Here is a 13175-nt window from a genome sequence, read left to right on the forward strand (position 1 = left end):
TGCACAGCAGCCTCGGCTATCGCAGTCCCGCCGAATACGAGACCGCACTCGCAGCCTGACCACCACACCGATGGTGTCCGTCAAAGCGGAACAAGCTCAGTTCTGCTACCTGACGCTGTCGCCCGGACGGCCGCACAGCGGCGCCTGTGGGAGCTGCGTGTGGACCGTTGCCTGTGCGTTGGCTGCCCGGCTGGAGCGTTGCTGTGATCCCGGCGCAGAGTGAGCGGACCGTCAGGGACGTGCGGGCCGTGGTCGTCGGAGCGGGGTTCTCCGGGATCGGGGCCGCCGTCCGGCTTCGCGAGGCAGGGTTCGACGACGTCCTAGTTCTGGAGAAGGGGACGCATCTCGGCGGTACCTGGAGGGACAACACCTACCCGGGCTGCTCCTGTGACGTGCCCTCGACGCTCTACAGCTACTCCTTCACCCCAAACACAGCATGGAGCAGGATCTTCGCCGGACAGCAGGAGATCCTCGCCTACCTGCAGGCAACGGCCGAGCGCTACCGGCTCGGCGACGTGCTGCGCTGTGGTGTGCAGGTGCTCGGGGCACGATGGGACGGGGCAGCCGGCCGCTGGCTGGTGCAGACGACCGACGGACCCTACAGCGCGGCGGTACTGGTCCTGGCCACCGGACCGTGGCACGTCCCGCGCCGCCTGGAGGTTCCCGGCATCGAGGACTTCGACGGCCCCGTCTTCCACACTGCCCGGTGGGACCACAGCGTCGACCTGACCGGCCGGCGGGTGACTGTGGTGGGCGGTGGCGCCTCCGCCGTCCAGATCGTCCCGGCCATCGAAGCCCAGGCCGCGACCGTGGATCTCTTCCAGCGCACACCCCAATGGGTGCTGCCCAAGCCCGACCTGCCGCTGCCCACGGCGCTCAACCGGCTCGTGGACCGCGTCCTCGGCGCGCGCGGCGCCCTGCGCGCGGGCCAGTACGCCCTGCAGGAGGGCTTCGGCTACGCCTTCCGCCACCCGCAGGCCGCCCGCCTCCTCGAGGCCGGCGCCCGCGCACACCTGCGCCTCACGGTCCGCGACCGGCTGTTGCGCCGGCACCTGACACCGGATTACCGGCTGGGCTGCACGCGCCTACTGACCTCGAGCACGTTCTACCAGGCACTGTCCCAGCCACACGTGCGGCTGCATCCCACCGCCGTGACCGCCGTACGCGGCAACGAGGTCATCGGCGCCGACGGCACCATCGCCCACACCGACGTGCTCATCGAAGCCACGGGCTTCCGCGTCGGCGAGGTGCCGCTGGCCACGACCCTGCACGGCACCAACGGCCAGACCCTCGACGAAGCCTGGGGCGGCGCACCGCAGGCATACCTGGGCACCACCGTGAGCGGCTTCCCCAACCTCTTCCTGCTCCTGGGGCCCAACCTGCTCGGCGGCTCCACCTCCGCGATCACCGTCCTGGAAGCCCAGCTGACCTACCTCATCGCTGCTTTGGCTCACCTCGACCAAAGCGGCCACCGCGCCCTGGACGTCAGACCAGCCGTACAGGCCGTGCACAACACCACCGTCCAGGAGGCGCTCGCGACCACGGTCTACAACACAGGCGGCTGCACCAGCTACTACTTCACTTCCCCCGGGCACAACACCTTCGCGTGGCCGTGGTCCACTGGCCGACTCGCGCGCCGACTGAGCCATTTCGATGCCGATGCCTACACCTTTGACACACCGACCCGGCTCCTGCCCGCCCAGGCAACGCCACAGCACGAGGACCGCACGGTAGCCGCCAAGGAGTCATGACTCGGCGCCTGAGCCGCAAGTGACGACGGGGAACTCCTTGAGCGCTTACGGCTGCGCAACGACACGGCCGCTTCATCGACGACGAGTCCTGGGGCCGCGACCGTGGCCGCGGCCACCGTCACGGCGACGCCCGCCACTGACACCACCACCCACCGGGAGCAGGCGGCTGACCCTGCCACCCGCCCCCGCACGTGAAACGACGGCGCGCCCGGCCCACAACGGCCCGGGCGCGCCGCCGGCATGAGGGGTGACGCTCACGTACCCGGCCACAGGCCCGACCACGGCCTGGGGACCGCCAGGTCTGGCGATGACCTCGTGCGTCGCGAGCGCCGCCAACCGGGCCAACTCCCGTTCCCGGCCCACGAAGTCGTCGACGCCCCGCGGAAACGCCCGAACGCCCACCGGGCTGTAGCCCCCGGTGCGCCCGGCCCGGGCCGCGGTCAGCAGCCGCTGCCGCAGTGCCTCGTCCAGGCCCAGCCCGTCCGCGAGCGCGGCGACGGTCCGCCGCTGAGGAGCCGCCCGCCGTCCCCGCTCCAGAACCCCGATGCCCCGCACACGCCCGACGCCTCCGCCAGACCCTCGCTGGTCTGCGACGCGGACAGCCGCAACTCCCGCAGCAGCGCCCCGAACGCCGCCTGCTCCCCGCTCAACCCCGCCCCTTCGCTCCGACATGCCCCCGCCGTCGCCCCCGAGCATGATCATTCGAATAGCTAGAAGAGCCGGGGAGCGCGCGTCGGTCGTCGGCGCTGCTCAGCGGTCGAAAAGGCGTTGTCAGTGGTCGCCGGTAAGTTCGTCAGTGTCGCGCCGATCGGTCGCGACCCCCCCTGGGCTGCGCCGATTCGGCGTGCGCAAAAGCCTTGTACCGTAAAGGAGATGGTGCGTGTCGGACTGGGAGAAGTCGAGTACGGCCCGGGTGGTGCCGCCCGCGAGGCCGCGCAAGCTCGCCAAGGTCCCCTTCGTCGAACTGGCCGACGGACGCCTCCAGGGAGTGGTCTCCAGCGGCTCGGACATCGAGCGGGTGTACGTCTCGTCGGTCGCCGCCAGCACCTACGCCTTCGCGTGCAGCACGAACAACAACCGCCCCTGCGGCGGCGCGCGTGGCTCGTTCTGCAACCACATCCGCGCCCTGGTCACAGAGGCCGTCCTCCAGTACGGCGCCGACCGCGTTGCCCGCTATCTGCGCGTCGAGCCCGGGGCCGCGCAGGCGGACGCCGCCGCTCTCACCGCCGCGATGACCGGCGCCCGGCCCCCGCAGGCGGACGGCAAGGCCGCCGCGGCGTCCGTCTTCAGCCGGTTCCTGCGCCACCTGGCCTACCTGGAACTCGCCCCGGTCACCGCCCCGTTGCCGGAACTGCAATGGTTCCCGCCGACCAGGGCGGCGGCCGCCACGGGCACACCCGCCGACGAGTCCGATCCGGCCGGGGAGGAGGAAGCCGGCCGGCTCACCGCGCCGGTGGCGGGGCTGGACGAAGCGCTGGCGGCGGCCGACGCCTTCGACCGTACCCTCGTGGCGGGCCTGCTGCGCCCCCGCCCCGACCGGGTGCAGGACCTCACCGAACTCGCTCGCGCTGTCGCCGGCACCCCGCTCGCCACCCGGGTCGCCGAAGCGGCCGAGAAGGCCGCGGCCGGAGCCGCGAGCGAGGAGCACTTCGTCGCCCTGGCCGCTGCCCGCACCGCCCTGTTCGGCGCCGTGCACGACGCGCTGACGCTGGGCGCCGACGAGCTGACCGGCCGTACGCGGGAGGAGCGAGGGCCGTCGGCCGTCGGCGCGCGGCCCGAGACCAACCTGCTCGCTGCGGCCCGCAGTTGGCTGTCGGACCTCGCGCGCACCGGCTGGCAGGGCATCGACCACGAACTGGCTGGCGGGGCCGCACCGATCGTCTCCGCGATGCTGCCCGAACCAGGGCTGCGCCGCCTGGCCACTCTGCTCGACGGTTTCGCCGCCGAACTCGCCGCCTCCTGCCCCGGTGCGGCCCTGGACCGGATCCCGGCGCGCCGCTGGGGCGATCTGTGGGCGCGCGCCCTGCTGCTGAGCCGGCCCGGAGCCGCCGATGTGCCCGCGGTCGAGGCCGTCACCGGCCGGCTGCTGCCGCTCGGCGTGGACCTGCACGAACACGTCACCGCCGCGCAGGCCCAGGTCCACGCGGTGTTCGAACCCGCCGACGGCGCCGCACCCCGGCTGGTCCGCGCGAGCGTCTCGGTGCCGAAGCCGGACACCGTCGTCGAGGCGGGCGTCTGGCAGTTGCTGCGGCCGCATCTGTCGCTGCTCACGGCCCTCGGCGAAGGCCGGGCGATGGACCTCGACGCGATGCCCCTCACCGACGAGGGCGATCTCCTGTGGGACGACGCCCGGGCCCGCCAAGGCGATCCCGCAGACGCCCTCGCCACCGCGCGGGTCGTCCTGCCGACCGCCACCGCCCTGCCTACCGCGCCCTTGGACCGCCACCCGGCGCGCATCGCCGAGCCGGTGTTCCTGGAGGGCTACGACAGGAGCCAGGACGGCGACACCCTCACCTTCACCGTCGCCGGCCAGGCCCTCCCCGTCGACACCGACCGCATTCCGACCGCGAGCCCGCTGACCCCCGAGGCCGTCGCCGCCTCCGGCGCGTGCATCGCCCTGCTCCGCTGGGACGGCGGCGGGTTCCGGCTCCAGCCCCTCGCCGTCGAGACCACCGTCCGAAGGAAGGCCGTCGCCCTCCACGCGGGCGCGTGGGCCGGCGGCACTACCGACAAGGCCGGCGCCCGGGCCGAGAAGGCCGCCACCGACGCCGTGACCGTCCTGCGGGAACGGGCGGGAAGGCTGCTGCGGAAATGAGCGACGACATGGAATACGCGGGCGACGTGCTGGAAGCAGCTCCCGACGACAACCGTCGGCAGGTCCTCTACTGGCGGCTGCTCGCCCGTCTCTTCGACCCCGAGGAGCAGGCCGGCCTGGAGGCCGCGAGCCTCGCCGTCGTCGAGGACATCGGTCTGCCGCCCGCGCTGCTGGACCCGCAGGCTTCCGTCGACTCGATCGTGCAGCGCCACCCGGAACTGGCGGCGGAGTTCGACGGGTTGATGGTCCCCGAGACCGACGCCGAGGATGCGGCTGACCGAGACACTCGCGACCGTGCTGCCGAAGTCCGGCGCGCGGCCCTGGTGTCCAAGGTGCTGCTGAACGTCTTCGCCACCGGCTCTGGAGCCGTCGGCGCCGGACAGCTGTCCCGCTGGCAGAGCGACGCCGGCTGGCTGGAGCGTGCGCTCGGCTGCGCACCGGGCGAGCTGCGCGGCGGCCGTGTGCCGGGCGGCCCCGGCGTCAGCCCGACCGGCTCCGAAGGCGGCGGCCGGACGCCCGACCTGAGCAACCTGATCCCTACGATCGGCCCCGAACTCGGCGCCCTCGAAGCCGACCTCGTCCGGCGCATGCATCTGCGCGAGGTGCTCGCCGACCCGCAGCTCGCCGCGCGGCTCACTCCGAGCATGTCGCTCATTGAGCAGTTGCTGCGCGACAAGAGCAACCTCTCCGGCGTCGCCCTGGCCAACGCGAAGGCGCTGATCCGGCGCTTCGTCGACGAGGTCGCCGAGGTGCTGCGCACTCAGGTGGAGAAGTCCTCGGTCGGCGCGATCGATCGCTCGGTCCCGCCCAAGCGCGTGTTCCGCAACCTCGACCTCGACCGCACCATCTGGAAGAACCTCACCAACTACAGCCCCGAAGAGGAACGCCTCTACGTCGACCGCCTCTACTACCGGCACACCGCCCGCAAGACGACGCCGCAGCGGCTCATCGTGGTGGTGGACCAGTCGGGCTCGATGGTCGACTCCATGGTCAACTGCACCATCCTGGCCTCGATCTTCGCCGGCCTGCCGAAGGTGGACGTCCACCTCATCGCCTATGACACCCGGGCGCTCGACCTCACCCCGTGGGTGCACGACCCCTTCGAGAGCCTGCTGCGCACCCAGCTCGGCGGCGGCACCGACGGGACGGTCGCGATGGCCCTGGCCCAGCCCAAGGTCGCCGAGCCCCGCAACACCGTCGTCGTCTGGATCTCCGACTTCTACGAGTGGCAGAGCAAGCCCCTGTTCGACAGCATGGCCGCCCTGCACCGCTCCGGGGTCAAGTTCATCCCCGTCGGCTCGGTGACCAGCTCCGGGCGCGGCAGCGTCAACCCGTGGTTCCGGGAGCGCTTCAAGGACCAGGGCACACCGGTGATCTCCGGCCACATCCGCAAGCTCGTCCACGAACTCAAGACGTTCCTCACCTGAGACTCCTGGGACTTCTCCCTCCTCACGACCTTTCGAGAAAGGCCTCTCCATGTCCGACCTGCTGCGCGCCCCCGCCGAGCTCAAGTACGCCGAGGAACTCGACTGGCTGGAGTCCGTCGACGACGGCCCCAAGCCGTTCTCCTGGCGGCTGTCCCCGAAGATGGTCCGGCTGTTCATCCTGGGCTCCGAGCGCGCCGACGGCCTCGACCGGGAGATCTCCCAGAAGTGGTTCGGCGACCGCAGCTTCGTCGAGCGCTCGATCGTCACCCTCGCCTCCGACCGCGGCCTGCTGCTCATCGGCGACCCCGGCACCGGCAAGAGCTGGCTGGCCGAGCTGCTGTCGGCCGCGATCTCCCGCAACTCCACCCTGGTGGTGCAGGGCACGGCGGGCACCACCGAGGACCACATCAAGTACTCGTGGAACGTGTCGATGGTCATCGCCAAGGGACAGTCGAGGGAGTCGATGATCCCCTCGCCGATCATGACGGCCATGGAGGCCGGCTCGATCGGCCGCTTCGAGGAGCTCACCCGCTCCACCAGCGATGTCCAGGACGCGCTGATCTCGATCCTGTCCGAGAAGTACATCTCGGTCCCGGAGCTGGGCAGCGACCAGGACAGCGACAACATCGTGTTCGCCAAGCCAGGCTTCTCCATCATCGCCACCGCCAACAGCCGCGACCGGGGTGTCAACGACCTCTCCTCCGCGCTCAAGCGCCGCTTCAACTTCGTCCGCATCCCGGTGGTGACGAACAAGAAGAGCGAGGCGGAGATCGTCCGCTTCCGCACCGAGGAACTGCTGCGCCGCCACCAGATCGAGCTGGACGTCCCGCCGACCCTGCTGGACGTGCTGCTGCAGAGCTTCGCCGACCTGCGGGCCTCCTCGGCCGCCGCCGGCAGCGACGACGAGAAGCTGGAGTCCGCCCTGTCCACGGCCGAGCAGATCGGGGTCCTGGAGGACGCCATCCTGCACAGCAACTTCTTCGGCGAGCGCGCCCTCACCGCGCACGCCCTCGCCTCCTCGCTCGTCGGGTCCCTGGCCCGGCGCGAGCCCGAGGACCTCGCCATCCTCAACAAGTACCTGCACGGCGTGGTCGAGCCGCGCAGCAAGGAAGAGGGCGGCTCCTGGCCGGAGTTCCTCCAGGGCGGCCGCGACGCGATCGCGACCCTGTCATGAGCGGCGGCCCCTTCGAGGCGCTGCGCCGTCAACTACACGAGGCGGCGACGGAGTTCGCCGACGGTCCCGGAGCCCTGGAGGGCATCCTGCGGGGCATCGTCGACGACGTCGAACGCGCGGTGCGCGAACCGCTGGAGATCTTCCCGGTCTGCCACCACTCACCGGCCTCGGCGATCGCCATGGCCCGCCGGCTGCGCGACAAGCAGCCGAAGGTGGTCTACCTGGAGCTGTGCGAGGACATGGCGCCGCTGCTCACGGAGCTGCGCAACTGCCGCCTCCCGGTGGCGGTCCAGGCCTTCGCGAGCGAGATCGAGGGCTTCCCCTTCGACTGGGCGCCGCTCTCCGTGGTCGCCCCGGTCACCGAGGCCTCCGCCGAGTACCAGGCCATCGCCTACGCACTCGACACCCCGGGCGTCGAACTGGTCCTCGTCGACCGCTCCTCGGACCACGTCTTCCAGTGGGAGACCGAATCCGCGACCGAGCCCGCCGCAGCGGCCGACCCCGACGCGCCCGAGGCGCCGGAACAGGCCGCCCTGCACGGCGACGCCGTCGGCGTGGAGATCGGCGACCTGCGCCCGCGCTTCGCCGAGCTGGAGGAGCACCTCCTGCGCCACGGCCGGGTCCGGCACTGGTCGGAGTGGTGGCACCAGTACGTCGAACTGCCCCTCGGCGACAGCGACCACGACACCTACCGCCAGGTGATGCTGCTCATCGGCAGCCTCTTCCGGCGCCTCGCCCCCGGCGACCCCGGGAAGGTCCGGGTCGACCAGGACCGCGAGCGGTACATGTGGACGCGGATGCGCGAGCACCTCGCCGCCACCGGCGCCGACCCCGCCGACTGCCTCTACGTCTGCGGCGCCTTCCACGCGGCCAGCCGGGTCGAGGAGTTCGGCGTGCACGGCAGCGACAGCTTCACCATCAGCCCGCCGAGCCCCACCAAGTGGCGGCACGGTCTGATCCCGTCCAGCCACACGGCGATCGAGGCGCAGTTCGGCCTCGCCGCGGGCTCGGTGTCCATCGCCGCGACGGAATGGGCAAAGAACGTCAAGCGCACCGGCGTCCGCCCGTTCCGCCTCGAGGGCCAAGCGGGCACGAAGAAGCCCACGGCGAAGAAGGCCCTCCCCGCGCCGGTCCCGGCCCAGACCGCCCCGCCCGCCGACCGGCTCACCGGCTTCCTCCGGCGCCCGCCCACGCTCGACCCCCTCGACGAGGCCGAACTGCTCGGCTGGTCGGTGGACATCGTGCGCGCGGCCCGCCGCAACGGCTACCTCGCCTCCACCGCCGACGCCATCGCCGTCTTCGAGACGTCGATCCTGCTGGCCGGGATGCGCGAGCGCGCCAAGCCGACACCGTACGACTTCCAGGACGCGGCCGTCACCTGCATCGAGAAGGACGCCCTCCCGGGCCGGCGGGACGTCGGCCGACTGGTCGAGATCATGATGGGCGGCGACCGCGTCGGCCAGGTCGGCTACGACGCGCTGCCGCCGCTGGCCCGCGACGTGCACGACCGGCTCGCCCCGCTGAACCTGAAGCTCCAGCAGCGCGGAGTGCAGCGCGCCCTCCTGGACATCGCCTCGCGGCCGGAACTGGAGCACTGCTCCGACCTGCTGTGGATGCTGCGCCGTCTGCTGCCCGACGGCGCCGCCCGGCCCATCATGGGCGAACGGCGGCTCGGCGAGCGCCCCATCCAGGAGTCGTGGGACCTGGCCCTGGGCACCCACCAGCGCGCCCTCATCGAGCTCGGCTACGAGGGCGTCAGCATCGAGCAGGTCCTCGAACAGCAGTTGCGACGCGCCGCGTATGCCCCGCAGGCCACGGCGGCCCAGGTCCTGGAGGCCGTCGAGGACGCCATCCTGCATCTGAGCAGCCGCCGGCTCGCCGACGAGCTCGGCACCCGTGCCCTGGAGGTGCTGGCGGGCGAACGCAGCGTCGACGGCGCGCCGGAGGTGCTGCGCCGCGTCCGCCGGCTGCTGGCCTACTACCGCACCGCCGAACCGGTGCTGCCGCCCTGGATCGAGTCCTTCGTCAAGGCCGGCTACGCGCACTACTGCACGCTGCTGCCGACGGCGTTCACCGACGACGACGCCACCGTCCGCCAGGTCGCGGCCATGCTGGGCTTCCTGTTCGGCATGGAGAGCCTGGCCCTGTCCCTCGGCTGCGACCGCACCCAGCTCGAACTCGCCCTCGCCCAGTCCCACCCGACCGAGCCCTCCCGCACCGCACTGCTGTGGGCGGCGCAGACCCACCTGGGCACGCTGTCGAGGACGGCACTGCGGGCGCGCTGCGCCGAATTGCTCGGCAACCCGCTGGTCGTCCCCGCCTACCCCCGCTACCTCAGCGGGTTCGTGCACGCCCTGGAACCGGTGCCGGGTCTGGCCGACTTCGTCGTCGAGGCAGTGTCCAACGCGTTCGCCCGGCTCCCGGACCCGGTGCTGCTGCCCTGGCTCCCGACGCTGATCACCGGCCTGCGGGCGAGCGGCAGCGAGTTGGCCCCGCTGCTGATCCGCGAGGCCGGCCGTGTCTTCCCCGCCCGGCTCGCGGAGCTGGACAGCTGGGTGCCGCCCTGGCGACTCCCGCAGGAACCGCCGCGCCTGCACCGGGAGTCAGCAGCGAGCACCGGGACCGGCCTGGCGCTCCTGTCCGCCCACCCCATGACCTGCGATGCGCTCGCGGACCTGCTGGGCTGCGAAGGGACATGGGGGACCGCCGAAGCCCCGCCCGCCGGAGTGGCCCTGCTCACCCGCCACGCGGAGACCGCGACGGCGCTGGAAGTGCTACTCGCCGTCGTCTGACCCGGCGCAGGTGCTCACCAGAGCGCGGAACGCCGGTGCGGGCAACGCCGGGTTGGCGGCCGCGTGGTGGACCAGCTCCTCGTCGTCGAGGAGCTCTGCGAGCCGGGACGGCGGAAGGCTCGGGTGGCGTGCGAACGCGGCCCGGACGGCGGGGTCGGGGTCCCGGGTGAGCCCCTCCACGGCGGCCGGCGGGACCTTGGGGTCGCGGGCGGCCAGCGCCCGGACGGCGGGATCCTCGTCGTCGGCGTGGACGGCCAGTCCGTCAATGAGGCTGCGCCATGCTCGTTTCCGCAGTTCAGTGGGACTGGTGTGATGCGTCCGTGAGGTCCTCACGCTGGTAGGCGGCATGATCGTCGGGGCGAGATCGTCGGCCCCGTCTCGTCACCGCTGTACTTCGCTGTTCGCCAGCACGAGCAGGGCCCGCAGGAGCGTGGTGGCCTGCCGGGTGTCGGTGCGGAGCGTGGTCAGGATCCGCCAGTTCTTGAGGTTCGCGAAGCCGTGTTCGTTGGCGGCGCGTTCGCGGCTGACCAGGCGGTTCGTCTCCTTCTCGGCGGCGGTCAGCTGGTGATTGCGGGTGGCCTTGCGGCCAGTGATGATCACCGGGTCGTCGTCGGGTTTGTCGTCGAGGCCGACGAAGCCGAGGTCGGCCAGGGCGCCGAGGCCGGCTTCCCACAGGTGTCCGGTGATCTTGTTGTGACGGGCGGTGGTGATCTCGCTGGACCGGCCGGGCCTGGCCGAGGAGATCCAGATCAGGTTGCCCTTCTCGTCGGTCAGCGCGAGAAACAGCAGGCCATGGGCCTTGTGCTTGCCAGAGTAGTTCTTCCGGTCGTCCTTCCCGGTGCGGCGGTGGGTGCGGATCAGGGTGCCGTCGAGGAGGACCACGACCCCGCCGCTGCGGGCGGTCTTCTTCAACGCCCGGTCCAGGCGCGGGGACCGGGCGGCCAGCAGCTTCACGACTTCCTTCACCCAGCGGCGGACAGTGGACTCCCCGACACCGCCGACGCCGGCCATGTCGGCCAGACGCTGGTCGTGGCGCAGGACCGCGAGCACGATGACGGCCTGCCGGCCGGGTTCGGCCTTGCGCCAGACAGAGCGCATCTGGTTCCGGTGCCGGCGTATCAGGCTGGCGACGAGGTCGATGGTCCGCTTCGACAGCGGAAGGCGGACCTGGTAGACAACTTCCTGAGCGCCCTCGGCGGGCTGGTTTTTTCTCACACATCAACCAACTCCCGTCGGGGGCCCTAGAGTTACGGCAGGAATCGGCCCGTCCGGCCGTCAACACCGCTGGTCAGCGTGGTCGGTAGCGGCCCGATACGGTGCGGACGAGCCAGCCACGGTCGGAGAGTTTGCGCAGCCGGCCCCGGACCGGCTCGATCTTCGCCGGGGTCGTCTCCCGGCCCAGCGCGAGGGCGACATCCTTGGCCGTCACCGGACCGTCCGCCCCCGCCACGATCTCCATGATCCGGCGGTACTCCGAGGTCAGGGCCTGAAGCCCCATCCCCTCGACGCGATCGGGCACCACCCGCATCCCGCCCGCACCCGCGCCCACCGTCACAGCAACCGGCTCCGGCTCCGGCTCCGGCTCCGGCGACACGATGCCCGACGGCCGCCGTCGGTGGCCTCGACCCACTGCCCGAACACCACCTCAGCGGCCTCCAACCGGGCCGCCCCCAGCTCGAGTTCGTCCAGCTCCCTGCGCAGCAGCTCAGCACGTTTCGCCAGCTCAAGCCGCCGCCCGATCGTCCACGTCAGCACGTCCGTCATGAACATTCCTCCCGACGCGGAACCTACGCGGCAGCCCTCGAACCTCACGCCAGAACCCGCGAGAACGCCCACGCCAGACGATCTCGTGCTAACGATCAGGCCACCTGTCAGCGTGAGTACCTCACAGGCGCATCACACCAGCCCCGCTGAACTGCGGAAACGGGCATGGCGCAGCCTCCATGGGCGGCAGTCGCCATGCCCGTGCGGCTCGATCGGCATTGGCGCAAGTACCGGAGGGCAAGCACGATGAACCAAGAACCGCCTGCAACTGACCTGACCGGCTGAAACTGCTGCTCGTCCAGTGGCGTATATCGGCTACCCCGGCCAGCAAAAGGCCCTGGACAGGGTCGGGCGCCGGGTTGCCGGCCCGGGCCCGATCCTGTGTTGGTTCAGCTCTTGCCGGTCAGGCGCCAGACCTGGTTCTTCTTGGTGGCCAGGGCACTGGCGGAGTCACAGGTCCACTGGTGGACCAGTGCTCCGACGGCGGTGGAGATCCCGCTGACGTCCACGCACTTGCCGCTGTGCACCGCGACGAGCTGGTAGTCGTTGGCGGCGACCTGCCGCAGCGTGAACTGCTGGTTCGTGCCGCCGTGGCAGGTCCACTGGTGGACCGCCGCGCCGTCGTCGGTGGAGACGCCGCGGACGTCGAGGCACTTGCCGCTGTAGCGGTTCACCAGGGTGTAGGTGTCCGCCACCCCTAGCACCGGGTGGAAGTCGAACCGCTGTTCCTCACCGCCGCCGCAGGTGTACTGCCGGTACTGAGTGCCGTCGGCGGTGCTCTGGTTGGGGTCGTCCAGGCAGTACCCGCTGTGCTGGGCGACGGCGGTTGACGAGAAGGCGGGCTGGTTGGTGGTGAACTGCCACCAGTTCATATTGAACAGGTACCCGCTGCCACCGGCGAAGCGCAGGTACAGATCGTGGGTCCCGGTCGCACCGGTAACAGGGCACGAGACCGTGCTCCAGGTCTGCCAGCCTCCGGTGCCCGACACAGTGCATGTCCCGACCGTTGGCCCAGTAGTACTGTCCAGGTGCAGCTCAACTCGGCCGCCGCTGGTTCCTGAGGCCACCCTGGCGGTGAACGAGCTGGCACCGGTGCCGAATGCTACGCCCTTGACCTTGATGTAATCGCCGTCTTCAATCCAGCTGACGTTCATCCCGCCCTCGCTGGAGGATTCGGTTTCGATGCCGCTGCCCCACGCGATGGTCTCGGCTTCCTGGCGGACATAAGGGTCGAGCGTGCCGGCCTGCGGCGCACCGGCCGTCGTCATAGTGATCGTTGGAATGGTGCCGTCGGCGTTGTAGCTGAACTTCTCCACGGCGACCGAGCGGGTGAAGCCGCCGCCGCCCGGGAGGGCGCCGTTGTGATAGAAGAAGTACGAGTTGCCCTTGAAGTCCACGATCCCCGGGTGGTTGGTGAAGCTGCTGCCCTGGGCGGGCATGACGGTTCCCCGG

General features: G+C 71.2%; 11 protein-coding genes and 1 pseudogene. 6 read left to right on the forward strand and 6 right to left on the reverse strand.

Translation table 11 applies throughout. From position 1 onward, the window contains the following. The first annotated feature begins 203 nt into the window (after positions 1-203). Positions 204-1751, forward strand: a complete 1548-nt coding sequence (locus ADL01_RS11685; RefSeq protein WP_053741879.1) for a flavin-containing monooxygenase — start codon at positions 204-206, stop codon at positions 1749-1751. Positions 1752-2191: 440 nt separating this feature from the next. On the opposite strand, the gene ADL01_RS46020 is transcribed toward ADL01_RS11685, so the two are convergent. Next, a complete protein-coding gene (locus tag ADL01_RS46020) occupies positions 2192-2401 on the reverse strand; it encodes a hypothetical protein (protein ID WP_053741880.1) in 210 nt (69 codons plus the stop codon). 230 nt (positions 2402-2631) lie between these two features. Here ADL01_RS46020 and ADL01_RS46025 point away from each other — a divergent pair. From ADL01_RS46025 to ADL01_RS11710, 5 genes and pseudogenes are all read left to right on the forward strand, one after another. Beyond that, positions 2632-3135, forward strand: a pseudogene (locus ADL01_RS46025) (hypothetical protein); the annotation flags it as partial. Between the two features lie 69 nt (positions 3136-3204). Beyond that, positions 3205-4566, forward strand: coding sequence for a hypothetical protein (locus ADL01_RS11695; RefSeq protein ID WP_053741887.1), 1362 nt, complete (start codon positions 3205-3207; stop codon positions 4564-4566). Continuing rightward, positions 4563-5993, forward strand: coding sequence for a VWA domain-containing protein (locus tag ADL01_RS11700; protein WP_053741881.1), 1431 nt, complete (start codon positions 4563-4565; stop codon positions 5991-5993). Before ADL01_RS11695 ends, ADL01_RS11700 begins: the two co-directional genes overlap by 4 nt. 49 nt (positions 5994-6042) lie before the next feature. Beyond that, positions 6043-7167 carry an ATP-binding protein gene (locus ADL01_RS11705; protein ID WP_053741882.1) on the forward strand — a complete coding sequence of 375 codons (1125 nt, stop codon included), beginning with the start codon at positions 6043-6045 and terminating at the stop codon, positions 7165-7167. Next, entirely contained in the window at positions 7164-9959 is a 2796-nt protein-coding gene (locus ADL01_RS11710) for a DUF5682 family protein (RefSeq protein WP_053741883.1), read from the forward strand. Before ADL01_RS11705 ends, ADL01_RS11710 begins: the two co-directional genes overlap by 4 nt. Here ADL01_RS11710 and ADL01_RS11715 read toward each other — a convergent pair. From ADL01_RS11715 to ADL01_RS41730, 5 genes are all read right to left on the reverse strand, one after another. Next, positions 9942-10292 carry a hypothetical protein gene (locus ADL01_RS11715; RefSeq protein ID WP_053741884.1) on the reverse strand — a complete coding sequence of 117 codons (351 nt, stop codon included), beginning with the start codon at positions 10290-10292 and terminating at the stop codon, positions 9942-9944. The two genes, ADL01_RS11710 and ADL01_RS11715, sit on opposite strands and share 18 nt — an antisense overlap. A 48-nt stretch (positions 10293-10340) precedes the next feature. Then, positions 10341-11174, reverse strand: a complete 834-nt coding sequence (locus ADL01_RS11720; protein ID WP_053741885.1) for a transposase family protein — start codon at positions 11172-11174, stop codon at positions 10341-10343. Positions 11175-11247: 73 nt separating this feature from the next. Further along, a complete protein-coding gene (locus tag ADL01_RS11725; protein ID WP_234354595.1) occupies positions 11248-11514 on the reverse strand; it encodes a winged-helix domain-containing protein in 267 nt (88 codons plus the stop codon). Continuing rightward, entirely contained in the window at positions 11511-11723 is a 213-nt protein-coding gene (locus ADL01_RS11730; protein ID WP_159049503.1) for a hypothetical protein, read from the reverse strand. Before ADL01_RS11730 ends, ADL01_RS11725 begins: the two co-directional genes overlap by 4 nt. 389 nt (positions 11724-12112) lie before the next feature. Next, positions 12113-13175 (reverse strand): RICIN domain-containing protein (locus ADL01_RS41730; RefSeq protein WP_159049504.1); only part of this gene is annotated, 1063 nt, incomplete at its 5' end.

The organism is Streptomyces sp. NRRL WC-3618 (assembly GCF_001280005.1).
Lineage (GTDB): Bacteria > Actinomycetota > Actinomycetes > Streptomycetales > Streptomycetaceae > Streptomyces.

What these genes read in the sequence shown, in the direction of transcription:
- ADL01_RS11730 (WP_159049503.1), bottom strand. Translation starts at nt 11,723, where the DNA reads ATGACGGACGTGCTGACGTGGACGATCGGGCGGCGGCTTGAGCTGGCG.
- ADL01_RS11710 (WP_053741883.1), top strand. Translation starts at nt 7,164, where the DNA reads ATGAGCGGCGGCCCCTTCGAGGCGCTGCGCCGTCAACTACACGAGGCG.
- ADL01_RS11705 (WP_053741882.1), top strand. Translation starts at nt 6,043, where the DNA reads ATGTCCGACCTGCTGCGCGCCCCCGCCGAGCTCAAGTACGCCGAGGAA.
- ADL01_RS11700 (WP_053741881.1), top strand. Translation starts at nt 4,563, where the DNA reads ATGAGCGACGACATGGAATACGCGGGCGACGTGCTGGAAGCAGCTCCC.